Raw genomic sequence first — 23,458 nt, 5'->3', positions numbered from 1 at the left:
CCGGCCGGACCCGCTGCCGTCGAGTCGCCCCGCGCCTGCGAGCACCGAGCCCGCAGGCCGCGGGGCCTTCAGCCGCCGCCGGGCAGCAGGCCGTAGGCGGCGAAGCCCGGGGTCCACCAGGCCCGGCCGTCGGCGGTCACCGCGAAGCCCTCCAGTCCGGGGCGCCGCTCCAGCCAGCGGCGGCCCGCCGGGCCCATCGCGAAGGCGGTGGTGGCCGCGATGTCCACCGCGGTGAGCGAGGCGCCGACCACCGTCACCGACGCCAGGCCGCCCCCGGCCGGGCGGCCGGTGTGCGGGTCCAGGATGTGGGCGCCGCGCTCGGCCGTACCGGAGGTCGCCACCGCGATCCCGCGCCCGCGGACCACGGTGGCGAAGCCGCCCGGGTGCAGCGGATGCGCCACCGCCAGGCTCCAGCCCCGGCCCGGCTCCGGCTCCCCCGCGGTCTGCACGTCGCCGCCGCCGTTGACGCTGTGGCAGGACGACCCTGCCTCGCGCAGGATCGCCGCGGCACGCTCCACCGCCCAGCCCTTCACCACGCCCGAGGGGTCCAGCGGGCCGTCCGGACCGTGCGGGCGGACGCTGAAGAAGCCGTCGCCGGCCCGTTCCGCCTCCGCGCCGAGCGCCAGCACCTCGGCCACCTCCGGGTCGCAGTCCGCGAGCGCCAGTTCCCCGCGTCCGAGCCGGCTGATCTGGCTCTGCGGCCGGTAGGTGGAGAACACCTCGTCGACCCGGTGCAGCCAGGCGACGGCCCGCTCCAGACCGGCCGCGGTGTCGCGGATGTCGAAGGACACCACCGTCCCCATCACCGGTTCGGCGTGCCGCACCATTCCGTCCTCACCTTCTGGCCTCAACTGTTCGCACTGGTCCCCCCGGCCGACGCTACGTCAGGAGCAGCAGCGCGGCTCACTCGTCCGAGTGATCGTCCCGCGCCGGACCCGCCGTCATCGTCGCAGCCCAGCACGGTCCGTGGGACCGCCACGCCGCCTCGGGTGATGATCGGTTCCGGTTCCGGGCGTCCGTAGCGTGCTGTAACCATGCAGACAGTCTCCACTCCCTCGCGACGCGCCCTGTTCGGCACCGCCGCAGGCGGCGCCGCGGCCGCCCTGCTCGCCGCCGCCCCCGCATCGGCCACCACCGCCGCCCCGGTCCGCACGGGCAGCACCACGGGCATCGCCGGGACGGTCGGCGGGCTGACCGCGCGCCGCCCGGCCATGCCCTCCGACGCCACCGTCGCCGCCCAGGTCAAGGCCGAGTTCCTGCACGGCTGGCGCGGCTACACCTCCACCGCCTGGGGCTACGACGAGGTCCGGCCGGTCAGCCGGACCAGGCACGACTTCTTCGCGCCGGGGCACACCTTCGGCCTGTCCATCGTCGAGGCCGTGGACACCCTCCACCTCATGGGCGAGGACGCCGAGGTGACCCGCTGCTGCGACTGGATCGACGCGCACCTGGACCCGGCCGCGAACGCCGAGGTCCAGGTCTTCGAGGCGGTGATCCGCCTGGTCGGCGGCCTGCTGGCGGCGCACCTGGCCTCCGGCCGGCCCAGCCTGCTGGCCCGGGCCAGGGAACTGGCGGACCGTCTGCTGCCCGCGTACACCTCCTCGCCGACCGGCATCCCGTACACCCACGTCAATCTGCGCAGCGGCGCGGTGCGCGGTGCGCAGACGGCGCTGGCCGAGGCCGGCACCAGCATGATGGAGTTCGGGCTGCTCTCCCGGCTCACCGGGGACCCGCGCTACTACGACGCCTCCCTGCGCGCCTACCGCGCCGTGATCAGCCGGCGCAGCTCGCTCGACCTGCTGGGCACCACGATCCACGCCGAGACCGGTCGCTGGGTGGACGTCGCCGACAACGCGCCCAACCCGCCGGTGGACTCCTTCTACGAGTACCTCTGGGGCGGCGGCGCACTGCTGGGCGACCGTCAGCTGACCGACTGGTACCACCTGCTGACCGGTGCGGTGCTGCGGCGGCAGTCGGTGACCTCGGGCGGACACCTCTGGTTCCACCAGGTCGACTTCCGCACCGGACGGCACACCGGGGCACCGCAGCAGTCCGAACTCGCCTCCTTCTTCGCCGGACTGCTCGGCAAGGGCGGCGACCTGCGCCACGGCGCCGCCTACCACCGCTCCTGGACGGCGGTCCTGGACCGCTACCCGACCCTGCCGGAGACCGTGGACTTCAGCACCATGACCGCGGTCGACCGGGGCAGCCAGCTGCGCCCCGAGTACGCCAACTCGGCCTTCGACCTGTGGCGGCTCACCGGCGGCGCCGTCTACAAGCAGACCGCCTACCGCTGGTTCGAGGCCATGCGCACCCGGCAACGGGTGCCCGGCGGCTACACCGTGGCCGGCGATGTGACGGTGCGGGGGATGCGGCTCGGCGACCTGACCCCGGCCTACTGGTTCGCCGAGAACCTGAAGTACCTCTGGCTGATCTTCTCCCGCACGTCCCGCTTCGACTACCGCTCCGGCCTGCTGTCCACCGAGGGGAAGGTGCTCTCCGGAATTCGCCCGGATTGACCGTATGATCACCACGGGGACAGGGCAGCGGGACGAGGGGACGTCGGCAGGCCATGAGCGCATCCGGTGGCAGCAGGGCGATCGTGGCGGCACTCGGCGCCAACCTGGCGATCGCGGCGGCGAAGTTCGTGGCCTTCGCCGCCAGCGGCTCCTCCTCGATGCTGGCCGAGGGCGTGCACTCGCTGGCGGACTCCGGGAACCAGGCGCTGCTGCTGCTCGGCGGCCGCCGGGCCCGGCGCGCCGCCAGCGAGGAGCACCCCTTCGGCTACGGCCGGGAGCGGTACGTCTACGGCTTCCTGGTCGCGATCGTGCTGTTCACCGTCGGCGGGCTGTTCGCGCTCTACGAGGGCTACGACAAGATCCGGCACCCGCACGAGCTGGATCACTGGTACTGGCCGGTCGGGGTGCTGGTCTTCGCGATCTGCGCGGAGGGCTTCTCGTTCCGCACCGCGGTCGCCGAGTCCAACCCGCTGCGCGGCGACCAGACCTGGGTGCAGTTCATCCGCCGGGCGAAGGCGCCGGAGCTGCCGATCGTGCTGCTGGAGGACTTCGGCGCGCTGATCGGCCTGCTGCTGGCGCTGCTCGGGGTGGGCCTGACCCTGGCCACCGGGGACGGTGTGTGGGACGGCGTCGGCACCGTCTGCATCGGCACCCTGCTGGTGGTGATCGCGGTGGTGCTCGGGGTGGAGACCAAGAGCCTGCTGCTCGGCGAGGGCGCGAGCCCGGCCGACGTGGCGGCGATCCGGGCCGCGCTGGTCGCCGACGACGCCGTCACCGAGGTCATCCATCTGCGCACGCTCTACCTGGGGCCGGAGGAGCTGCTGCTGGCCGCGAAGATCGCGGTGCGGCACGACGACACCGCGGCCGAGGTGGCCCGGGCCATCGACGCGGCGGAGACCCGGGTACGGGCCGCGGTGCCGGTGGCCCGGGTGATCTACCTGGAGCCGGACATCCTGCGTGAGCGCTGAGGCCCGGTCAGGGCGGGTCAGGTCAGGGCACGACGGTGACCGGCCAGCGGCCGGCCTTCACCAGCCGGACCGCGACCGAGCCGATGATGCGGTGCCCCGCCTTCTGCGAGGCGCCGATCACGACGGCGTCGGCCTTCAGCAGCTCCGCCTGCTCCACCAGCCCGCTGTACGGATCGCCGGGCTGGGTACGGAACTCCCAGCGGATCAGGCCGTCCGGGTCGGTGCGCTCGGCCGCCGCCCGGAACTGCCGCTCCAGGTCGGCGGCGGTCTCCCGGGACGCCTCGGCGATGGCCGCGCCCACCTCGGCGCCGCCCAGGCTCCCGACCGGCTGGATGTAGACCACGGCCAGCCGGGCCCGCTGACGCCGGGCCAGCCCGGCGGCGTAGGCGGCGGCCCGCATCGAGGAGTCCGATCCGTCCACACCGGCCACGATCACCGTAGGTCCGTCGGTACCCAGTTCGAACATCGAATCTCCCTACGGAAAGTCGTCTCCCGGACGAACACCAGTATGACGTTGGGCCTCAACACTTGTGACTCAGGGCGACGGCAGTGCACGATGTGCGGGAACCGTCCGCGCCCCAGTTGGGAGGCCCCCTTGGCAGGCGGGATTCTCAGCGCTTCCTCATCTCCCGCCCACTGTCCTCACATCATCGTGATCGAAAGTCGGGACGTGAGCGACCACCGGTTCCGTTCCGTCCTCGTCGAGGCCACCCGCTGGGTCGTCGCGACCGTTGCCTGGCTGGTCGTGATGGCCATGGGACAGGCCACCGTCGCTTCGGCCAGCACGCACGGCCTGGGCAGCTCCAGGTTCGCGCTGCCCAGCGTCCAGAACGCCAGAATCGGCGCCCTGTTCTCCGGCAGCGTGGCGGGCGGGCACTACTGCACCGCCAGTGTGGTGGACAGCCCCGGCGGCGATGTGATCATCACTGCGGCGCACTGCCTGTCGCGTTCGGCGTCACGGACCGTGTTCGTGCCCGGCTACCGGGACGGCACCGAGCCCTACGGGGTGTGGCAGCTGGACCGGATCGTCGTGGACAGCCGCTGGACCGCCGACAACGACCCCGACCACGACGTCGCCTTCGCCGTCCTCGACCCGTTGAACGGCAAGGAGATCCAGCAGGTCGTCGGGGCCAACGCGCTGGACGTCAACGCCGACGCCACCGCCCCGGTCACCCTCACCGGCTACCCGGACAGCGAGGACGAGCCGATCACCTGCAGCAACTCGATCGGCCTGTACAGCGACACCCAGCTGCGGATCGACTGCGCCAACTACACCGACGGCACCAGCGGCAGCCCCTGGGTCGTTCCCGGCCACGCCGGGGCCCACCACGACGAGAACCTGGTGCTGGGCGTGATCGGCGGCTTCGAGCAGGGCGGCTACACCCCGGACATCTCCTACAGCGTCCGCTTCGACGACGACGCGTCCGTGCTCTACCAGCAGGCCGTCACGCAGGTCCGCTGACGTCCTGGCGGACCGCCGTCGGGCCGTGGTGCACCGTTTCCGCACGCGGGGCCGAATCCTCGCGCTCCGCCTGCCCCTGCGGTTCCGCCACGAGGCGCGCGTCGGTCCCGGGGCGCGGGTCGGTCCCGGCATTCGCGTCGGACGTGGCATTCGCGTCGGTCGCCGGGCGGGCGTTGGCGTCCAGCCGGGACAGGCCGACCGCGCCGACCAGCACCAGGCCGACCCCGAGCATTTCGGGGATCAGCCACCAGCCGGTGCGCACCGACTCGCTGTAGAGGGTCACCCCCAGCGACAGGCTGATCAGCGCGTCGCCCAGGGTCAGTGCGGGCTGCGAAGCCACCAGCGGTCCGGCCTGCATCGCGTTCTCCAGCAGGAACAGCGCGCACACGCCGACCGCGGCGAAGGCGTAGGTCTGCCAGGAGGTGAAGAAGGCGCCGACGCCCCGGTGGTCCAGGGTGTCCGTCGCGGACTTCATCAACGCCGCCGTCAGCGCGTAGCCGATGGCCGCGGCCGTCCCCAGGCAAGCGGCGCGGGCCGGTCCCACCGGGCGCTTCAGGGCCGCCCCCGCCAGCAGCACCATCGCACCGCCGCAGCTGACCAGCGCCAGGAGCCACAGCGCGCCCGGCGGCTGCAGCGAACCGCCACTGGGCGCGGCCGAGCTGAGCGCGGTGCCGAGCCCGACCACGATCGCGGCCACCGAGAACCAGCCGCCGGCCGACATCCGCTTGCGGAACACCAGCCCGGAGATCAGCAGGGCGAACGGCAGCTCCAGCACGAAGATCGGCTGCACCACCGCCAGCGGCCCGCTGACCAGGGCCAGCCCCTGGAAGACGGCAGCGAAGATCACTCCGAGAATCCCGCCGAACCACACCGGGGTACGCAGCAGGTCCCACATCAACCGCAGCCGGAAGCCGTCCGACTGCGGGACGATCAGCGCGGCCCGGCGCTGCAGCACAGTGCCCAGCGCGTTGCTCACCGCCGCGAGTACGGCGAAGACCACGGACAGCGTCGCCATCATTGTCACGGTCCTCCCCCTCTCGTCCGGACCACTGATCGATGCTACCCGCAGGCGTCCCCCGGTTCCTGTCCGCCGCGACCCGACCGGCCCCTTCCCATGATCCGTACCGCCGCCGGTCGGTACGATGAACCGCATGGGCCAGGGCCAGGACGAAGCGCCGGACGACACGCGCACGGCACACGCACGTCTGGACTCCTCCAGCGCTGCGCGGGTGGCAGGCACCCTGCAGGCGCTCGCCACACCGTCCCGGCTGATGATCCTCTCGCGGCTCCGCGAGGGCGCCTGCGCGGCCACCGAGCTGGCCGCGGAGGTCGGTCTGGAGCAGTCGGCGTGCTCGCACCAGTTGCGGGTACTACGTGAGCTCGGATTGGTCGTCGGCGAACGACGCGGGCGCAGCGTGGTCTACGCCCTCTACGACGACCACGTCCGGGCGCTGCTGGACCAGGCCGTCTACCACGTCGAGCACCTGCGCCTGGAGCAGCGCGACGGCGACTCCCCCGCCACCGACCGGGATCCGGCCGTCGCGGGGAGCCAGGGCGGCACGCTGATCGTGCCGTAGTCCCGCCACCACCCGGAGGAGCACGCATGCAGTCGATCACCAACTGGCTGCTGAATCTCAACGGCCCGCTGGTCTACCTGATCGTGGCCGCCCTGGTGTTCGCCGAGGACGCGCTCTTCGTCGGCTTCGTGCTGCCCGGGGAGACCGCCGTGGTGATCGGCGGCGTGCTCGCCAGCGCCCACCGGGGGGTGAGCCTGCCGCTGCTGATGCCGGTCGTGGTGCTGGCGGCGATCATCGGCGACTCGGTCGGGTACGAGGTGGGCCGGAGCCTCGGGCCGCGGCTGCTGGGCACCCGGTTCGCGACGCGGCACCAGGACCGGGTGGAGCGCTCGCAGGACTTCATCCGCCGGCGCGGCCCCTACGCGGTGTTCCTGGGCCGCTTCGTGGCCGTGTTCCGGGCCATGGTGCCCGCGCTGGCCGGGGTGTCCCGGCTGCCCTACCGGCGGTTCCTGGTGTTCAACGCCGCGGGCGGGCTGGTCTGGGGCGTCGGCTACTGCCTGGTCGGTTATCTCGCCGGGGCGGCCTACAAGCACGTGGCCGGCGTGGTGGGGACCGCGCTGGCCGGCTTCGTCGCGGCGGTCGTGGTGGTGGCCGCAGCCGTCTGGGCCTGGCGCCGCCACCACCGCTGACCGGCCTGCGACCGGCCTGTGACCGGCCGCGGTCAGCCGCCGGTGCGGCCCGACTCGTGCGGCTCGGGGTCGAGGGTGCGGGGCTCGACCGGGTCGGCCTCGGACCGGTCGGCCTCGCCCTGTACGGCCTCGCTCTGCGCGGGCTCCGGCTCGGCGGTGTCCGCAGGCCCGGAGTCGGCGTCGGGGGCCGGTGAGGGCTCCGCGTCGGGGCCGTCGGCCTCCGGGGCGAGCTGGGAGCGGCCGAGCCGTGGCGAGGGTTCCGGACGGTCGCGGGTCACGATCAGGTAGGTCACCGCGCCGAGGAAGCACAGCAGCGACGCCCAGTCGTTCACCCGCAGGCCGAGGATGCGGTTGGCGTGGTCGCTGCGCAGCATCTCGATCCAGCCGCGACCGGCGGTGTAGCAGGCGACGTAGACCGCGAAGAGCCGGCCGGAGTGGAAGTTCCAGCGGCGGTCCACGTAGAGCAGCACGCCCACGGCCGCCAGATCCCACAGCGACTCGTACAGGAAGGTCGGCTGGAAGATGCCGTGCACGCTGCTGCCGTCGGCGAAGACCTTGTCGATCTTCAGGCCCCAGGGCATCGTGGTCGGGTCGCCGTAGAGCTCCTGGTTGAAGTAGTTGCCCCAGCGGCCGATCGCCTGGGCCAGGATCAGGCCCGGCGCCAGCGCGTCGGCGAAGGCCGCCAGTGGCACACCCTTGCGGCGGCAGCCGATCCACGCGCCGAGCGCGCCCAGTGCCACCGCGCCCCAGATCCCGAGGCCGCCGTCCCAGATGTAGAGGGCCCGGATCGGCTGCTCACCGGCCTTGAAGTACAGCTCGGGGTCGGTGATCACGTGGTAGAGCCGGCCGCCGACGATGCCGAACGGGACCGCCCACAGGGTGATGTCGATGACGTCGTCGGGGTTGCCGCCCAGCTTCGTCCAGCGACGACGGGTGAGCCACAGCGCGGCGGCGATGCCCGCGATGATGCACAGCGCGTACGCGCGGATCGGGAGCGGTCCGAGATGCCAGACACCCTGTGAGGGGCTGGGGATGTACGCGAGTTCCATCAGAGGGCCGTTTCCCTTTGCGACCAGGCGGGGCGCTGCCTCCCGCGGCTTATGCGCGCCCCACGATACATCCGCCCGATCACGGAACGGCCCTCTGCGGGGTACGGGTCTCGGCAGGTCCCGGGCACCGCCTCCGGCAGGGGTCAGCGCAGGCGGTACGGGGGGCGGGCTCCGGAGGTGAAGGCGGCCTGGCCCTCGGCGAGGGCGGCGGGGTGGTCACCGAGCTGGATCAGGGTCTTGGCCACGTCCAGCGCCTGGCGGTAGCCGAGATCCTGGGCGTACCAGACGGCGCGCAGGGTGGCCTGCACCGCCAGCGGTGGCTGCGAGGCGATCGCGGTGGCCACCCGGCGGGCGGCGTCCAGCAGTTCGGGGCCGGGGACGATCTCCTGCACCAGGCCGATCTGGTACGCCCGGTCGGCGGAGAGCCGTTCGTGCGCGCCGGTCAGCTGCATCCGCATCACCTCCCCGAGCGGCATCCGCTGCAGCATGGCCATCGACTCGAAGACCGAGGCCATGCCGTAGCTGGTGTGCGGGTCGAAGAAGGTGGCGTGTTCGGCGGCGATGATGAACTCCACCTGCCCGAGCAGGTAGAAGGCCCCGCCGCAGGCCATCCCGTTGACGGCGGCGATCATCGGCTTCCAGAGGTCGCCCGCGGTCTTGGGGCTGAGCCAGTCGCCGGGGTCGTCGAAGTGCAGCGGCGTTCCGCCGCGGGTGCCGATCGGCAGGTCCGGGTCGGCCAGCGCGCCCCGGTCGACCCCGGTGCAGAAGGCCCGGTCCCCGGCGCCGGTGATGATCACCACGCGGACCTCGTCGTCCTCCCTGAGCTCCCGCCACAGGTCCCGCAGTTCGCGCATCATCCGCAGGTCGAAGGCGTTGTGCAGCTCCGGGCGGTTCAGCGTGACCTCTGCGACGTGGTCGCGCAGCTCGTAGCGCAGCGTCTCGAAGCGGCCCGCCGCGCCGATCGCGCCGGTGGCGCTCGTGGCGTCCGCGCTCGTCGCGCCGATGGTGCTCGTGGTGTCCGTGGTGTCCGTCATGTCTGCGGGGTCTCCGGTCGTGGCCCTGGCGCATCAATAGAGAACGCGTTCTACTTATCTGCCCGGGCCATGCTCCCGGTTCACCCGCACCGAGGGAAGAGGCAGGGATGGGCGAGAGCGGAACGCCGCAACAGCTCCACGGCCGGCGGATCATGATGACCCCGGCCGAACGCGACGACTTCCTGTCCCGGCAGCGGACCTGCCGGGTCGCCAGCGTCTCGGCGGACGGCCGCCCGCATGTGACGCCGTTGTGGTTCGTCTGGGACGGCTCCGCACTGTGGCTGTACTCGATCACCCGCAGCCGCCGCTGGACCGAGCTGGCCCGGGACCCCCGGATCGCGGTCGTGGTGGACGCCGGCGAGGAGTACGGCGACCTGCGCGGCGTCGAGCTGACCGGCGACGTCCGGCCGGTCGGCGAGGCCCCGCGCACCGGGGAGCCGGCTCCGGAACTCGCCTCCCCGGAGGCGCTGTTCGCGGCGAAGTACGGCTTCGGCGACACCATGTACCACGACGGCCGGCACGCCTGGCTCCGGCTCGACCCGCTGACGCTGACCAGCTGGGACTTCCGCAAGCTCGGCGGTGACTTCGCCCGCTGACCCCGCACCGCCGGAATCCCCCGTCCGCGGACCCCTCCACGGCGGAGGTAACGCAGGTCACAGCGGTTTTCACGATCACATCTGACACGATGCGGGGATGGTGGACGCAACCGAACTGACCGAGCAGCCCAGCACCATCTCCGGCTTCGTCGACCTGCTACGCCTGGACGAGGTCGACGTCAACCTGTTCCGGGGCTGGTGCCACGCGGGCGCGCCGCTGCGTGCCTTCGGCGGGCAGGTGGCGGCGCAGGCCCTGGTCGCGGCCGGGCGCACAGTGGACCCGGGCCGGCTGGTGCACTCGCTGCACGGCTACTTCATGCGTCCCGGCGACCCGCGCCGACCGCTGGTCTACGAGGTGGAGCGGCTGCGCGACGGCCACTCGTACACCACCCGCCGGGTCACCGCGATCCAGCGCGGGGAGGCGGTGTTCACGCTGTCGGCCTCGTTCAAGAAGCCCGAGGAAGGTGCGGACCGGCAGCGGGCGATGCCGGTGCTGCCGGACCCGGAGCGGCTGCCCGACCCGTACGCGGACTGGGCCGACGGCGGCACCGAGAACTACTGGTCGTCGACCGGGCGGCTCACCCTGGACATGCGGATCGTGCCGCCCGGCACCGAGGGGCTGCCCGGCCGGCAGTCCGGGGTCGAGGAGCAGTTCGTCTGGCTGAAGTCGGCCTCGGCACTGCCCGCCGACGATCCGCTGCTGCACGTCTGCGCGCTCGCCTACCTGTCCGACCTGACGCTGGCCTCGACCGCCGCGCTGCACCTGCAGCCGCCGCGCGCCGAGCGCAGGGGTCCGTCCACGATCAGCCTGGCCTCGCTGGACCACGCGATGTGGTTCCACCGGCCGTTCCGGGCCGACGAGTGGCTGCTCTTCGCCCAGCGCAGCCCGAGCTCCTCGGACGGGCGCGGGCTGGCGCACGGCGAGTTCTACACCCGCCAGGGCCTGTTGGTGGCCTCGGTGGTGCAGGAGGCGCTGGTCCGCGAGAAGCGGGCCTGACAGCGGACCGAACCGCGGAGCCGAGTGAGCGGGGCCTTCCGTGCGGCACTCACCGCGCTGCGCGAAACGGACCGTACCGAACTCGCGGCCGCCGGGGCTGAACCCTGGGCGGGCGGCGTGCGTTGTCACTCCCGACAACGGACGTCAGGCACACCAGCCGGTCCGGCCAGTCCAGCCCAGGAGGTCCCATGGCCCAGGAATCACCGCAGAGCCCCGCCCGTCGCACCGTCCTCGCCGGAGCAGGACTGGCCGGGGTCGCCACCGTCCTCACCGCCTGCGGCTCCGGCGGCACCAGCACCGCGAGCAGCGACCAGGGCGGCGCGTCCGCCCCGGCCACGGGCCAGCCCCCGGCGGGCGGCGGCAGCAGCGCCGCGGCAGGGGCGAGTTCGGGCTCCGGCTCGGGCGGCGGTACCACCCTCGCTGCGGTGGCGGATGTCCCGGTCGGCGGCGGCAAGGTGTTCCCGGACCAGAAGGTGGTGGTGACCCAGCCCTCCGCCGGTCAGTTCAAGGCGTTCACCGCCATCTGCACGCATGCCGGCTGCACCGTGGGCAGCGTCTCCGACGGCACCATCAACTGCCCCTGCCACGGCAGCAAGTACCACATTGCGGACGGCACGGTCGCGCAGGGCCCGGCCCCGGCGCCGCTGGCCGCGATGAGCATCAGCGTCAACAATGGTGAGATCGCGCTGTCCTGACGGAGCGGCAGAGAGCACCCGAAAACGAGAACCCTGTTCCACCGCTGTGGGCCCGCCGATCGGGTCCACAGCGGTCGGGTGATCTGATCAGGTGCCATACACTTGCAACACCATTCCCGGTACGATGGCCGGGTGTCCAAGGTAGACCTGTCCCCCAGGCCGGTCGAGGCGATGTCTCCCCGCCAGCTGGAACGCCGTAAACACCTGATCAGAGCGGCTCTCGACCTGGTCTCCGAGATCGGCGTGGAACGCGTCCAGATGAAACATGTGAGCGAACGGTCCGGGGTCGCCCTCGGAACGACCTACCGCTACTTCTCCTCCAAGGAGCATCTGCTGGCCGCAGCCGTCTCGGACTGGCGCGGCATGCTGATGACGGACCTGGCCGCCGAACTGCGCGGCTCCCCGGCACCGCTCGGGGCCTCCGACCGGGTCGTCCGCTTCGTGCACCGGGGCATGCGGGCGTTCCAGCGCCAGCCGAACCTGGCCCATCTGCTGGTGTCCGTCACCGTCTCCACCGATCCCTTCGCCAGCGAGGCGGTGGCGGCCATGGCCAGCGCGGGGCGGGCGTCGTTGCTGGCGGTGCTGCCCGAGGTGCCACCGGCCGCCAGGACGGTGGTGCCGCACATCATCGACGCGGCCTGGCAGGGCGAGCTGGTGGCCTGGGTGACCGGCCGCAGCACCCTGAGCGACGTCTATCTGCGTCTGGAGGAGGTCATCCGGCTGGTCCTGGCCCCCTACACGCCGACCTGAACCGGCGCCGACGGCCGGCGCCCACTCAGTCCTCCATCACCACGCGGCCGCCGCGTAGAGGGCTGCGGCGCGGCGCAGCGCGGTGCGCAGCAGCCCCGGGTCGGTGAGGAAGCCGCTGCCGTCGGGGGGAATCAGCCAGTAGTCCGCGCCGAAGGACTGACCCGGGTACGGCACCAGCAGCCGCCGACCCGCCCCGAGCGCGACCGCGCCGCCCGTCGGGTGCCAGGTCGCCGCCGTGCCCACCGGCACCAGCACCAGCACCACCCCGCAGTCCGCGCGGCACAGGGCAGGGCCTGCCACGCCGGCGTAGCGGAGGGTGTCGACGGCCTCGATGCCCAGGGTGAGGCTGGTCTGGACGGCGTCCCAGGCGACTCCGGCGAGCAGTGCGGTCAACCCGCCCCCGCAGTGCTCCCATTCGGCACGCGAGGGGGCCGGCCGGGGCGCGGCCCGCAGCAGCCAGTCGATCGCTTCGCCTGCTGACCCCGCTCCGTCACGTGCCATGCTCGGAGGGTAGAGCCGGGCGACCGGGTGGGCGAGGCTGATTGCTGCTTATTGCGAATCCTGACGCTGGATGGCTTCCGTGCTGCGTGACTCCTGCACCGGTACCCGGTGCTGCGCGGGGTCCACCGGCCCGGCGGGGTCGGCGGGGTTCGCCTGCCCCACCGGGTCGGCGGGGTTCGCCTGCCCCACCGGGTCGGCGGGCTCGCCCGGGTCCGCCGGGGCGGAGTGGCCCACGCAGTCGCCCGGGTCCACCGGGGCCCGGACGCAGTCGGGACTTCTGGGCCCCCTGGGGTCCACCGCATCGCCGGGGTCAGCGAGTTCGGCGAGCACCGCGCCGACGACCCGGCGGGCCGCCGCGCCGTAGACCGCGGAGCGCGCGTAGTGCTCGAAGACCTGGAGGTAGAGGGTGATCTCGGCCGGTTCGGTGACGTTGATCTCGGCGCTCCAGGTCTCCACCTGGACCAGCCGCTCGTCGTAGATCCAGAACGGGTGCAGCGGCGCGAGCGGCAGCTGCGCCTCGTCCGGGATCACCCCGAGCCGGACGTTGGCCAGCGAGGTGACCGCCAGCAGGCGGTCCAACTGGCCCCGGTGCGCGTCGGTCGGGCACAGTCGGGTGCGCAGCGCCGCCGCCGTGAGCACGAAATGGAACTGCCGTTCGGGCTGGTAGAGCACCTGCTGGCGCTCCATCCGGGCCTGCACGGCGGCCGGGACGTCGTCCGGTGTGCCCTGGAGCTGGACCAGCCGGGCGAACAGGTTCCTGGCGTACTCGGCGGTCTGCAGCAGGCCGGGGACCATCCCCGGTTCGAAGGCACGCAGCAGCCCGGTCCCGCTGTCGAGTTCGGTCCCGACCCGCTGGCGCGGGGCGTGCCCGGCCCGCAACGAGCGGCGCCAGGACACGTAGTGGCTGTCCAGCGACTGCAACCGGGCCGCGAGTTCGACCGCCACGTCCGGTACTCCGGTGGCCCGTGCCCAGGCCGCTACGTCGGCCTGGGACGGCGTCTGCCGGCCGTGCTCGATCCGGGAGATCTTGGAGGCGGCCCAGCCCAGCCGGGCCGCCAGCTCCTTCCCGTTCAGCCCGGCCTCGCGTCGCAGCCGGTGCAGCCAGCCCCCGAGCGCTTCACGTTCCCGCTGGAAGTCCGTCATCGCACACCCCCTGCGAGCCGCTGCTCGGAGCCGGCAACCGGCGCCCGTGGTGGTTGATTGCGTCGGTCGCATGCGCGCCGTCGCCGGGGAATGGCGCAAAGTAGCGCAATAGCTCGCGTGGAACCTCGACCGCGGACTCCCCCGGCAGCAGGTCGCGCAACTGCTCCCGGGCGTCGGGGTCGGTGACGAGGTAGCCCTGGACGACCAGGGTTCCGCGGTCGGTGGCGTACAGAGTAGGACAGTTGCCGTTGTTGGAGGTGGTGCCGAGGAAGGTGAGACGCATGGCCTTGGTGGTCCCTAGAACGTGAGGTGCTGTGACAATTGCTAACACTGTGGTGACAGAGTGCGCAAGCATCGTGACACACCGTAGGGAGTGCGCGGGCATCAAGGGGCGCGCGGGCATGGCTCGCCCGCCGTCCGTAGACTGCGCGGCATCATGAGCGAATCCCAGGCAGAACCGGCGCGTCCCTCTGTGCTGATGCGTCAGGACGACAACGGGAACCAGTTTGTGGTCGCGCGTTTCGCGGACGTCGAACAGGCGCAGCGCGCGGCCGACGAGTTCGAGGCGCGCGGGCACAAGCAGCTGTACTGGGTCGAGGGCCCGGCTTCGACCGGCAACTGACTCCAGGGGGCGCCGATCCCGGCGCGCGGCCCGGTCCCAGCGCTGAGTCGTGCGCGGCGCGCAGGCGCAGCCGCCCCGACGGCGAGGCGGGGCGGCTGCGGGTTCGGGGGGCTGCGGTTCGGGGGCTGCGGGTTCGGGGGGCTCGGAGGTGTCAGCCGAAGGCGGGGATCACCTCGGTGCCGTAGCTGTCGATGACGCCCTCGACCGCGTCGTGCATCGCGTAGACGGCGAACTGGTCGACACCCAGGCTGCGGAGGTGTTCCAGCTTCTCGCGGTGCGCGGCCGGCGGGCCGAGCAGGCAGAAGCGGTCGACGATCTCGTCGGGGACGAAGGCGGTGTCGGGGTTTCCGGCCCGCCCGTGGTGGCTGTAGTCGTAGCCCTGGCGGCCCTTGATGTACTCGGTGAGGGCCTCCGGCACCAGGTCGGAGTGGGCGCCGTAGCGGCTGACCAGGTCGGCGACGTGGTTGCCGACCATGCCGCCGAACCAGCGGCACTGCTCCCTGGCGTGGGCGAGCTGCTCCGGGCTGCCGTCGGTGACGTAGGCGGGGGCGGCGACGCAGATGGTGAGCGCGTCCGGGTCGCGTCCGGCCTGTTCGGCCGCGGCGCGGACGGCCTTGATCATCCACTCGGTCAGGAAGGGGTCCGCGAGCTGCAGGATGAAACCGTCGGCCTGACGGCCGGTCAGCTCCAGTGCCTTCGGCCCGTACGCGCCCATCCACACCGGCAGCGCGCCGTCGGTGACCCAGGGCAGCCGCATCGCGGTACCGTCGACCTCCACCTCCCGGCCCTCGGCGAGCTCCTTGATGGCGTGCATGGCCTCGCCGAGACGGGCCAGGGTCGCGGGCTTGCGTCCGGCGACGCGCATGGCGGAGTCGCCGCGGCCGATACCGCAGACGGTGCGGTTGCCGTACATGTCGTTGAGGGTGGCGAAGAGCGAGGCGGTGACCTCCCAGGTGCGCGTGGAGGGGTTGGTCACCATCGGGCCGACGGTCATGCGCTCGGTCTCGGCCAGGATCCGGCTGTGGATGACGAACGGCTCCTGCCAGAGCACCACCGAGTCGAAGGTCCAGCCATGGGTGAACCCGGCGCTCTCGGCACGCTTCATCCGGTCGATGAGCAGCCGGGCCGGCGGGTCGGTCTGCAGGACCAGGCCGAAGTCCACGGGCGCTCCTCTCTTTGGGAGTTGGGGCTTGGGGAATGGGGGCTACGGGAGTTTGGGGCTGCGGGAACGGCAACGTGGCGGGTTGCGAGCGGTACGGACAGAACGTCAGAGCAGGTACTGCGAGGTGCCCCGGGGCAGGAAGACCCCGTGCCCGGCCCGGCCCAGGTACTGGCCGTCGTCGACGACCACGGACCCGCGCGAGAGCACGGTCCGGGCCCGGCCGGTGACCTGCCTGCCCTCGTAGGCCGAGTAGTCGACGTTCATGTGGTGGGTGGCGGCGGACATGGTGTAGCGGTCGTGCGGGTCGAAGATCACCACGTCGGCGTCGGCACCGGGGGCGATGGTGCCCTTGCGCGGGTAGAGCCCGAACATCCGGGCCGGGGTGGCGCAGGCCAGCGCGATCCAGCGGCGGCGGGAGATGTGGCCGTCCAGGACGGCCTGGTGCAGCAGGTCCATCCGGTTCTCCACGCCGGGCAGGCCGTTGGGGATCTTCGAGAAGTCGCCCCGGCCGAGTTCCTTCTGCCCGTTGAAGCAGAACGGACAGTGGTCGGTGGAGACCACCGACAGGTCGTTGGTCCGCAGCCCCCGCCACAGTGCGGCCTGGTGCTCGCGCGGCCGCAGCGGGGTGCTGCAGACGTACTTGGCGCCCTCGAACCCGGGCTCGGCGAGGTTGTCGGTGGACAGGAACAGGTACTGCGGGCAGGTCTCGCCGAAGACGTTCAGTCCCAGGTCGCGGGCCTGGGTCAGTTCGGCGACGGCCTGTTCGGCGGAGACGTGCACGATGTAGAGCGGCGCGCCGGCGACCCGGGCCAGCTGGATCGCGCGGTGCGTCGCCTCGGCCTCCAGCAGCTCGTGCCGCACCTCGCCGTGGTACCGGGGGTCGGTGTGGCCGGCCGCCAGCGCCTGTTCGACCAGCACGTCGATGGCGATGCCGTTCTCGGCGTGCATCATGATCAGCCCGCCGTTGGTGGCGGAGCGCTGCATGGCGCGCAGGATCCGGCCGTCGTCGCTGTAGAAGACGCCCGGGTACGCCATGAACAGCTTGAAGGAGGTGACCCCCTCCTCGACCAGGACGTCCATCTCCTTGAGGGTGTCCTCGGTGACGTCCGACATGATCATGTGCAGGCCGTAGTCGATGGCGCAGTTGCCCTCGGCCTTGGCGTGCCAGGTGTCCAGTCCCTCGCGCAGCGGGCGGCCCACGGACTGCACCGCGAAGTCGACGATGGTGGTGGTGCCGCCCCAGGCGGCGGCGCGGGTGCCGGTCTCGAAGGTGTCGATCGCGGCGGTGCCGCCGAACGGCAGCTCCATGTGCGTGTGCACGTCGACGCCACCCGGGATGACGTAGCGTCCGGTCGCGTCGTACGTGGTGTCGGCGGTCCAGCCGGCGGCGGCGGCACTGCCGGTCGCGGCGAGGGCGGCGATGCGCTCGCCCTCGATGAGGACGTCGGCATGCACCTCCTCGGCGGCGGTGATCACCAGTCCGTTGCGGATCAGGACACGGGGAGCGGTCACCGGACGGCCTCCTTCAGAGCGTCGATCAGCAGGTCGGCGCCTTCGACCGCCTCGCCCTCGGTGAGCGAGAGCGGCGGGGCGACCCGCAGTACATTGCCGAGCAGCCCGCCCTTGCCGATCAGCAGGCCCCGCTCGCGGGCGTGTTCCAGGGTCGCCGTGGCCGCCTCGGGCGAGGGCTCGCCGGTGGCCGGGTCGACCAGTTCCACACCGATCATCAGTCCGCGTCCGCGCAGCTCGCGCACGACCGGCAGTTCGGCCGCGCGCAGTCGGCCGGCCAGCACGGCCCCGGTCCTGCGGGCGTTGCCCTGCAGGTCGTGGTCGAGCAGGTAGCGCAGGTTGGCCAGGGCGCCGGCGGTGGTGACCGGGCTGCCGCCGAAGGTGGAGATGGAGTTGGCGTCCAGGCAGTCCATCACCTCCGCGCGGGCGACGACGCCGCCCATGGACAGGCCGTTGCCGATGCCCTTGGCGAAGGTCAGCACGTCCGGTGGCCCGGCCTCGGCGTGGGCCTGCCAGCCCCAGAAGTGGTCACCGGTGCGGCCCCAGCCGGTCTGCACCTCGTCGCTGATCCACAGGATGCCGTGCCGGTCCAGAACCCGCTTGAAGGCGGCGAACAGCCCGTCGGGCCCGCTGGTGAACCCGCCGACGCCCTGGATCGGCTCGGCGATCAGCGCGGCGACCCGGCCGCCGACCTGTCCCAGCAGGTCCTCCAGGTCGGCGGTGCAGGCGGCGATGAACCCGGCGTCGGAGAGGTGGGCGAACGGGCCGTGGCCGCGCACGCCGCCGTGGACGTAGAGGGTCTGCAGTGGAGACAGGCTGGTCGGCGACCAGGCCCGGTTCCCGGTGATCCCGACGGTGCTGAAGGACCGCCCGTGGTAGCTGTTGCGCATCGCCAGCAGCTGGTTGGAGCCCCGGTAGGCGGTGGCCAGCAGCAGCGCGGTGTCGTTGGCCTCGGTGCCGGAGGTGGTGAAGAAGACCTTGGCGTCGGGGATGCCGGACAGCCCGGCGATCTGCTCGGCCAGCTCGACCATGGAACTGGAGAGGTAGAGCGTGGAGGTGTGCAGGATCCGCCCGGCCTGCTCGGCGACGGCCTTGGTGACCTCGGGCAGCGCGTGAGCGGTCATCGTGGTCAGGATGCCGCCGAAGAAGTCCAGGTAACGGCGGCCCTCGGAGTCCCAGACGTGGCGGCCCTCGCCGTGGGTGAGCTCGATCGGCTCGCGGTAGTAGGTGGCCAGCCAGGCGGGCGTGACCGCGCGGTGGCGGGCGTGCAGGGTGCGGCTCGGCTCGGTCATCGGGCTCAGGCCTCCGCGAGCGGTCCGTAGGCGTCCGGGCGCCGGTCCCGGTAGAAGGCCCACTGGTGCCGCACCTCCTCGATCAGACCGAAGTCGAGGTCGCGCACCAGCAGCTCCTCCTCCTTGTCGGAGGCCGTCTCGCCGACGAACTGGCCGCGCGGGTCCACGAAGTAGCTGGTGCCGTAGAAGTCGTTGTCCCCGTACTCCTCCACACCGACCCGGTTGATCGCCGCGACGAAGTACTCGTTGGCGACGGCGGCGGCGGGCTGCTCCAGCTGCCAGAGGTAGGCGGACAGGCCACGGCTGGTGGCGGAGGGGTTGTAGACCAGCTGCGCGCCGGCCAGCCCGAGCGCGCGCCAGCCCTCGGGGAAGTGCCGGTCATAGCAGATGTAGACGCCGATCCGGCCGACGGCGGTGTCGAACACCGGCCAGCCGAGGTTGCCCGGCTTGAAGTAGAACTTCTCCCAGAAGCCCTTGACCTGCGGGATGTGGTGCTTGCGGTACTTGCCGAGGTAGCTGCCGTCGGCGTCGATCACGGCGGCGGTGTTGTAGTACACGCCGGGCTGCTCGACCTCGTAGACCGGGACCACGATGACCATGTTCAGCTCGCGGGCGAGGTCCCGCATCCGGGTCACCGTGGGCCCGTCGGGGACGGCCTCCGCCCAGCGGTAGTGCTCCTCCTCCTGCACCTGGCAGAAGTACGGGGCGTTGAAGACCTCCTGGAATCCGATGACCCGGGCCCCCTGGGCGGCGGCCTCGCGGGCGTAGCGCTCGTGGAGGTCGATCATCGAGGCGCTGTCACCCGTCCACTTCGTCTGGACGAGTGCGGCGCGCACGATCTGAGCAGGACTGGACATGACACACCTTTACCTTCCACCGGACGGCTCCGGCACGGTCGTTCGGGAAAGCGTCTATCTGTCTACGTGCGTAGAACCTAGAACCATCATCATCAACGTGGCAATACGTCGGTACGTAACGCAGCGAAGACGATCCTGTTTCCCGCCGTGCCGTCCCTGGTCCCTACCCAGCTCGGCAGGCCATCCACCCCGAGAATAGGTCGGCAGACCCCCACAGCATCCGCATGACGTCACCCGGGCGCCCGTGTGTCGCGGACGTGCGGGTGTCTGTGGCCTCAGTGCCAGGGTCCGGGGTCGGCGCGAATGGTGGCCCGGGTATGGCGTTCGTACATCTGGTGGCCGGTCTCAGCGCAGTGCCGAGCAATCCAACGGACAATGTGCTCAGCGCTGTGCCCCTCGCCGGAGGAGACCCCGCAGTCGGTCTCCTCACCCGTGACGCACTCGGCGCTGAACGTCGGCAGCGACAACGGGTCGTCCACGGTCGTGATCTTGTACTCACGGAACCGCATCGTGGTCGTGGATCCCATCAGTGATGAACCTCCCCGCTGTGTCGCCGCATCAGGACGTTGACGTCGGTCACGGCGCTCCCGTCACCCGCCTTCTGTGCTGTCTCGCGGAGGCCGACGAGGCGCGCGCAGCGGTGGCAACCAGGGGTGGCCTGCGGCGCGGGTAAGGGCAGGCCGTAGTCGAAATTCACCGGGGCCACCCAAGCGAGTCCAGTGCCGACGCTACTCATGGCCAGCACTGGGCTCCGCCCCCTCCAGCACCGTGGCAAGCGACTGGGCAAGGTCGGCGGAGCACCCGCCCAGCTCGACGAACGGGACATCCAGCACCGGGTGACTGCCCCGCAGGGAGGGAAGGTCGAGGCCGTGCGCCTTCATCGCCGCGCGGAGCCGTGCCGCTGCCACGATGGCAAGGCGGTGAGGGTCGCAGTCGATGTCCCGCTGACTGGTTGTCATGGTGCCGCTCCGGGTGACTCGCTCGTGCTGTAGCCGACTCTGACTGGTTTACCTGGGCCGACTCGGCCATGCGGGGGCAAGCCGGGGGGCATTCTGGACGTATGACCCTCGGGGATCTGATCCGTGATCGGCGGATCGACAGAAGACTGACGCAGGTTCAGTTGGCAGGCCTGCTGTGTACTGCGGACGGCAACCCGGACGGCAAACCCGGCCGTGACCAGGTCAAACGATGGGAGACCGGCAAAGTGGTGCCTGGGCCTCACTGGCTCGGCCTGCTCGCCACGGTGCTCGACGTGCCGCTCAACGAGCTCAGGGCTGCGGTCCATACTGCGAGGATGGAGCGTCGGACCTTCCTGGCCGCCACCGGCATGGCCATAAACCGATCCCGTCGCGCCGAGTTGCTGGACATGCTCGCCTCCGTCGCCGGAGGGGACGAGGCATGGGCTCTCGCGGAACATCGGCCCGTACGACTTCGCGGTGTCGCTCGCCAATCTCGCGAATCGCGACCAGGGCACTCGACGGCGGCTCGTGCGATGGCTCGACGGTGGGTCGACCTCCCTGCTTCGGGGCAACGCTCAGGGCACGCTCTTCAAAACTCAGCGGTCGGAGCTGATCGAACGCGCCGAGTTGTCCATGCGTCGTGACGACGAGACACGACGCCGCTGCATGCGATGCTTCACCCGGCGGACGTTCACGCTCTCCTGGCCGGATGCGGACAGCTACTCGGCACACGCCGCCCCGTCCGGGGAGATCCGAGCTCTCGGCCGACTCCTGCGTGATCCCCTGGACTCCTCCAATCGCTGGTGTTCGGCGGTATTCCTGGGGGAGGCTGTAGAGGGGGGCTCGCTGGTCGCCCGTCGCCTGCTGGGCGAGGCCCTGAGAACCGAGACCAGCAGGGAGAACCTGCGGGCTCTGGGACTGGCACTGAACGGGGAGCGGCCATGGAACTGATCACCCTCGGCGACAAGGGCGACATGATCGAGGCACTGACGGCCATCGCGGCGGAGCGGGGAATCGCCAATGCTGCGGTCGTCTCCGTCGTCGGCGCGGTCCGTTCCTTCACCCTGTCCACGATGAAGGCTGACAACCCCCGCGAGGCCGTACTGACCTCCGGTCGGTTCGCCGAGGTCTCCGGCAACGGGGAGATCCTCGGCGGAGTGCCCAACCTCCACGTGACATGTGGCGTCGAAGGCGGGCAGGCACTGGCAGGACACCTGCAGGCTGCGGACGTCGGCGGGCCCTACTTCGTCAACGTGTACCTGCACCGCCTCTGACCGAGTGATCCTCATGGAGGGATGGCGGGACCTGCCTGCTCAGGGCTGGGGTGGGGTGCGTAGGATGCCGCTCTGACCGAGGAGACGAACCGCCATGCACCACAGCACCCGCTCGCGCCGCACCGGCATCGCCCTGACCGCGATGGGCGGGGCGCTGGCAGTGCTGGCCGCCTGTTCCGGTCACTCGACGGCCACCGCGGGCGCGAGCCACCCGGCGAGCAGTGCACCCGTGCCGACGCCCTCGGCGTCCGCCGCCCCGGCCACAGCCACGGTGAGCGCCGCTCCTTCGGTGTCCCCGTCGCCGAGCACCACGCAGCTCAAGCCGGCTGCGATTCCCGTCGTGAACGGCACCCCGTTGCCGCTTGTGGCGCCCAGTGCGATCCACACCGTGCACGTCACCCTGCCCGCACCGAGTTGCAGCGCCCCGGCGGGGTCGAGCTGGATCTCCGTGGACTCGGCCCCGGTGCAGGACGGCGAGGGGGTCTATGTCGTGAGCCACAGGACGACGATGAGCTGCCAGCCGGGCTTCGGGCCGATCGTCACGGCGAGCAGCACCCGCAACCCGACCTACTTCCTGTCCCCCACGGCCCGGGTGACCCTGCTGTCCACCGGCTTCATCCAGACCAGCGCCACCGTCGCGGACTTCCAGCAGCTGGTGGCCGCCCACTCGGCGGGGAAGAGCAGCGCGGGCGGCTTCGCCTGGGCCCCCACCAGCATCTTCACGATCCGCCTCGACGCCGGCGGCACCATCGTCTCCATCGCCGACAGTGCCCTCACCACCGACAACTAGTGTCCTGCGCCGGTAGTTCGTCGTTAGTTGGTATGTGACTTCTGCTGCTGCGCCTGTTCCTCGTCGGGGTCCGAAACTGGAACCGTTGTTGCTCTCCGACGAGGAACAGGCAGCGTTGGAACGGTGGACTCGTAGGGCGACGTCATCGCAGGCGTTGGCCCTTCGGTCGCGTATCGTGCTGGCCTGCGCCGGCCCTGATGCGCCACCGATCGTAGGTGTCGCACGGGAGTTGGGAGTTGCGGCGGACACGGTCCGCAAGTGGCGGCGACGGTTCCTGGTCGATCGGTTGGACGGCCTGCTCGACGAGCCACGTCCGGGCCGGCCTCCGACGATCTCGGTGGAGGAGGTGGAGGCCGTGGTCGTGGCGACGGAAGTTCCAGCTCAAGCCCCATCTGACCAGCACGTTCAAGCTGTCGACCGATCCGCTGTTCGTGGAGAAGGTCTACGACGTGGTGGGCCTGTACTTCAACCCGCCCGAGGGTGCGGTGGTGCTCTCGGTGGACGAGAAGTCCCAGATCCAGGCCCTGGATCGGTCCCAGCCGGTGCTGCCGATAATGCCTGGCATGCCCGAGCGTCGTAGCCACGACTACGTGCGCAACGGACTGACCACCCTGTTCGCCGCCTTCGACGTCAGCAGCGGCAAGGTCATCAGCTCCCTGCACCGCCGCCACCGGGCCCAGGAGTTCAAGAAGTTCCTCATCAAGATCGACAAGGAGGTCCCCGAAGACCTGGAAGTCCACCTGATCTGCGACAACTACGGCACTCACAAGACCCCCGCGATCCGGGCCTGGCTGGAGCGGCATCCGCGCTTCCACCTGCACTTCACCCCGACCAGTTCCTCGTGGATCAACCAGGTCGAGCGGTGGTTCGGCTTCCTGAGCGACCAGATGATCCGACGCGGCGCCCACAAGAACGTGCAGGCCCTCGAAGCCGACATCCGCGCGTGGGTCAAGGACTGGAACGAGAACCCCAAGCCGTTCACCTGGACCAAGACCGCCGAAGAGATCCTGGACTCCCTCGCCCGCTTCTGCCAACGAATCTCTGGCGCAGGACACTAGCGCTGCACCGCGCAC

The 23,458-nt window shown here is 71.4% G+C and carries 27 protein-coding genes and 2 pseudogenes; 15 read left to right on the top strand and 14 right to left on the bottom strand.

Annotation, left to right across the window (positions count from 1 at the left end; genetic code table 11):
• Nucleotides 1-68 precede the first annotated feature (68 nt).
• Nucleotides 69-827: an FAD:protein FMN transferase gene (locus tag ABH925_RS00260; protein ID WP_370144389.1), complete on the bottom strand. Its 759-nt coding sequence runs from the start codon at nt 825-827 to the stop codon at nt 69-71.
• Between the two features lie 207 nt (nt 828-1,034).
• On the opposite strand from ABH925_RS00260, the gene ABH925_RS00255 reads away from it, so the two are divergent.
• Together ABH925_RS00255 and ABH925_RS00250 are read left to right on the top strand one after the other, a co-directional pair.
• Entirely contained in the window at nt 1,035-2,519 is a 1,485-nt protein-coding gene (locus tag ABH925_RS00255) for a glycoside hydrolase family 47 protein (protein WP_370144387.1), read from the top strand.
• Between the two features lie 53 nt (nt 2,520-2,572).
• Complete coding sequence (locus tag ABH925_RS00250; RefSeq protein WP_370144385.1) at nt 2,573-3,487, top strand: cation diffusion facilitator family transporter; 915 nt, start codon at nt 2,573-2,575, stop codon at nt 3,485-3,487.
• A gap of 22 nt (nt 3,488-3,509) precedes the next feature.
• On the opposite strand, the gene ABH925_RS00245 is transcribed toward ABH925_RS00250, so the two are convergent.
• Nucleotides 3,510-3,953: a universal stress protein gene (locus ABH925_RS00245; RefSeq protein WP_370144383.1), complete on the bottom strand. Its 444-nt coding sequence runs from the start codon at nt 3,951-3,953 to the stop codon at nt 3,510-3,512.
• 204 nt (nt 3,954-4,157) lie between these two features.
• On the opposite strand from ABH925_RS00245, the gene ABH925_RS00240 reads away from it, so the two are divergent.
• Entirely contained in the window at nt 4,158-4,949 is a 792-nt protein-coding gene (locus ABH925_RS00240) for a serine protease (protein ID WP_370144381.1), read from the top strand.
• Here the strand turns inward: ABH925_RS00240 and ABH925_RS00235 are convergent.
• Nucleotides 4,933-5,967 (bottom strand): DMT family transporter, encoded by a 1,035-nt coding sequence (locus ABH925_RS00235; protein WP_370144918.1) that lies wholly within the window; start codon nt 5,965-5,967, stop codon nt 4,933-4,935. The two genes, ABH925_RS00240 and ABH925_RS00235, sit on opposite strands and share 17 nt — an antisense overlap.
• 133 nt (nt 5,968-6,100) lie before the next feature.
• On the opposite strand from ABH925_RS00235, the gene ABH925_RS00230 reads away from it, so the two are divergent.
• Nucleotides 6,101-6,526, top strand: a complete 426-nt coding sequence (locus ABH925_RS00230; RefSeq protein ID WP_370144379.1) for an ArsR/SmtB family transcription factor — start codon at nt 6,101-6,103, stop codon at nt 6,524-6,526.
• 26 nt (nt 6,527-6,552) lie between these two features.
• The gene (locus ABH925_RS00225; protein ID WP_370144377.1) at nt 6,553-7,155 is read left to right on the top strand and encodes a DedA family protein; all 603 of its coding nucleotides are present in this window, start codon (nt 6,553-6,555) and stop codon (nt 7,153-7,155) included.
• 32 nt (nt 7,156-7,187) lie between these two features.
• Here the strand turns inward: ABH925_RS00225 and lgt are convergent, their stop codons facing one another.
• Together lgt and ABH925_RS00215 are read right to left on the bottom strand one after the other, a co-directional pair.
• Nucleotides 7,188-8,204 (bottom strand): prolipoprotein diacylglyceryl transferase, encoded by a 1,017-nt coding sequence (gene lgt, locus ABH925_RS00220; protein WP_370144376.1) that lies wholly within the window; start codon nt 8,202-8,204, stop codon nt 7,188-7,190.
• A 143-nt stretch (nt 8,205-8,347) separates the two neighbouring features.
• Nucleotides 8,348-9,238, bottom strand: a complete 891-nt coding sequence (locus tag ABH925_RS00215; protein WP_370144375.1) for an enoyl-CoA hydratase/isomerase family protein — start codon at nt 9,236-9,238, stop codon at nt 8,348-8,350.
• Between the two features lie 107 nt (nt 9,239-9,345).
• Here ABH925_RS00215 and ABH925_RS00210 point away from each other — a divergent pair, with 107 nt between their 5' ends.
• From ABH925_RS00210 to ABH925_RS00195, 4 genes are all read left to right on the top strand, one after another.
• On the top strand, nt 9,346-9,834 hold the full coding sequence (locus ABH925_RS00210) for a pyridoxamine 5'-phosphate oxidase family protein (RefSeq protein WP_370144374.1): 489 nt from the start codon (nt 9,346-9,348) through the stop codon (nt 9,832-9,834).
• 97 nt (nt 9,835-9,931) lie between these two features.
• The gene (locus ABH925_RS00205; protein WP_370144373.1) at nt 9,932-10,831 is read left to right on the top strand and encodes an acyl-CoA thioesterase; all 900 of its coding nucleotides are present in this window, start codon (nt 9,932-9,934) and stop codon (nt 10,829-10,831) included.
• Between the two features lie 188 nt (nt 10,832-11,019).
• The gene (locus ABH925_RS00200; protein WP_370144372.1) at nt 11,020-11,526 is read left to right on the top strand and encodes a Rieske 2Fe-2S domain-containing protein; all 507 of its coding nucleotides are present in this window, start codon (nt 11,020-11,022) and stop codon (nt 11,524-11,526) included.
• Nucleotides 11,527-11,658: 132 nt separating this feature from the next.
• Nucleotides 11,659-12,276: a TetR/AcrR family transcriptional regulator gene (locus ABH925_RS00195; protein WP_370144371.1), complete on the top strand. Its 618-nt coding sequence runs from the start codon at nt 11,659-11,661 to the stop codon at nt 12,274-12,276.
• Between the two features lie 36 nt (nt 12,277-12,312).
• Here the strand turns inward: ABH925_RS00195 and ABH925_RS00190 are convergent, their stop codons facing one another.
• From ABH925_RS00190 to ABH925_RS00180, 3 genes are read right to left on the bottom strand one after another with little or no spacing between them, the layout of a single operon-like run.
• The gene (locus tag ABH925_RS00190) at nt 12,313-12,777 is read right to left on the bottom strand and encodes a hypothetical protein (RefSeq protein ID WP_370144370.1); all 465 of its coding nucleotides are present in this window, start codon (nt 12,775-12,777) and stop codon (nt 12,313-12,315) included.
• Nucleotides 12,778-12,825: 48 nt separating this feature from the next.
• Nucleotides 12,826-13,920, bottom strand: a complete 1,095-nt coding sequence (locus ABH925_RS00185; RefSeq protein ID WP_370144369.1) for a Scr1 family TA system antitoxin-like transcriptional regulator — start codon at nt 13,918-13,920, stop codon at nt 12,826-12,828.
• The gene (locus tag ABH925_RS00180) at nt 13,895-14,203 is read right to left on the bottom strand and encodes a hypothetical protein (RefSeq protein ID WP_370144368.1); all 309 of its coding nucleotides are present in this window, start codon (nt 14,201-14,203) and stop codon (nt 13,895-13,897) included. Before ABH925_RS00180 ends, ABH925_RS00185 begins: the two co-directional genes overlap by 26 nt.
• Before the next feature lie 153 nt (nt 14,204-14,356).
• Between ABH925_RS00180 and ABH925_RS00175 the strand changes: the two genes are divergently transcribed.
• On the top strand, nt 14,357-14,542 hold the full coding sequence (locus tag ABH925_RS00175) for an SPOR domain-containing protein (protein WP_370144367.1): 186 nt from the start codon (nt 14,357-14,359) through the stop codon (nt 14,540-14,542).
• Between the two features lie 151 nt (nt 14,543-14,693).
• Here ABH925_RS00175 and ABH925_RS00170 read toward each other — a convergent pair whose 3' ends face one another.
• From ABH925_RS00170 to ABH925_RS00145, 6 genes are all read right to left on the bottom strand, one after another.
• Nucleotides 14,694-15,704 carry a TIGR03842 family LLM class F420-dependent oxidoreductase gene (locus ABH925_RS00170; RefSeq protein ID WP_370144366.1) on the bottom strand — a complete coding sequence of 337 codons (1,011 nt, stop codon included), beginning with the start codon at nt 15,702-15,704 and terminating at the stop codon, nt 14,694-14,696.
• 105 nt (nt 15,705-15,809) lie between these two features.
• Nucleotides 15,810-17,216: a dihydropyrimidinase gene (gene hydA / locus ABH925_RS00165; RefSeq protein WP_370144365.1), complete on the bottom strand. Its 1,407-nt coding sequence runs from the start codon at nt 17,214-17,216 to the stop codon at nt 15,810-15,812.
• A complete protein-coding gene (locus ABH925_RS00160) occupies nt 17,213-18,505 on the bottom strand; it encodes an aspartate aminotransferase family protein (RefSeq protein WP_370144364.1) in 1,293 nt (430 codons plus the stop codon). The genes hydA and ABH925_RS00160 overlap by 4 nt, the downstream gene beginning before the upstream one ends.
• 5 nt (nt 18,506-18,510) lie before the next feature.
• Nucleotides 18,511-19,362, bottom strand: coding sequence for a nitrilase-related carbon-nitrogen hydrolase (locus tag ABH925_RS00155; RefSeq protein ID WP_370144363.1), 852 nt, complete (start codon nt 19,360-19,362; stop codon nt 18,511-18,513).
• 275 nt (nt 19,363-19,637) lie between these two features.
• Nucleotides 19,638-19,889: a hypothetical protein gene (locus tag ABH925_RS00150; RefSeq protein WP_370144362.1), complete on the bottom strand. Its 252-nt coding sequence runs from the start codon at nt 19,887-19,889 to the stop codon at nt 19,638-19,640.
• 201 nt (nt 19,890-20,090) lie between these two features.
• Nucleotides 20,091-20,321, bottom strand: coding sequence for a hypothetical protein (locus ABH925_RS00145; RefSeq protein ID WP_370144361.1), 231 nt, complete (start codon nt 20,319-20,321; stop codon nt 20,091-20,093).
• Between the two features lie 68 nt (nt 20,322-20,389).
• On the opposite strand from ABH925_RS00145, the pseudogene ABH925_RS00140 reads away from it, so the two are divergent.
• From ABH925_RS00140 to ABH925_RS00120, 5 genes and pseudogenes are all read left to right on the top strand, one after another.
• Nucleotides 20,390-20,626: pseudogene (locus ABH925_RS00140) on the top strand (helix-turn-helix domain-containing protein); the annotation flags it as partial.
• A gap of 172 nt (nt 20,627-20,798) precedes the next feature.
• Entirely contained in the window at nt 20,799-21,272 is a 474-nt protein-coding gene (locus ABH925_RS00135) for a hypothetical protein (protein ID WP_370144941.1), read from the top strand.
• Nucleotides 21,263-21,595, top strand: a complete 333-nt coding sequence (locus ABH925_RS00130) for a PCC domain-containing protein (RefSeq protein WP_370144360.1) — start codon at nt 21,263-21,265, stop codon at nt 21,593-21,595. Before ABH925_RS00135 ends, ABH925_RS00130 begins: the two co-directional genes overlap by 10 nt.
• 94 nt (nt 21,596-21,689) lie before the next feature.
• The gene (locus ABH925_RS00125; protein ID WP_370144358.1) at nt 21,690-22,385 is read left to right on the top strand and encodes a hypothetical protein; all 696 of its coding nucleotides are present in this window, start codon (nt 21,690-21,692) and stop codon (nt 22,383-22,385) included.
• Nucleotides 22,386-22,419: 34 nt separating this feature from the next.
• Nucleotides 22,420-23,443 (top strand): annotated as a pseudogene (locus tag ABH925_RS00120) (IS630 family transposase).
• Nucleotides 23,444-23,458 lie beyond the last annotated feature (15 nt).

This window comes from Streptacidiphilus sp. EB129, from assembly GCF_041262645.1.
Lineage (GTDB): Bacteria > Actinomycetota > Actinomycetes > Streptomycetales > Streptomycetaceae > Streptacidiphilus.
The sequence above is the reverse complement of the archived record's forward strand: the minus strand, read 5'-3'. Positions and strand labels throughout refer to the sequence as shown.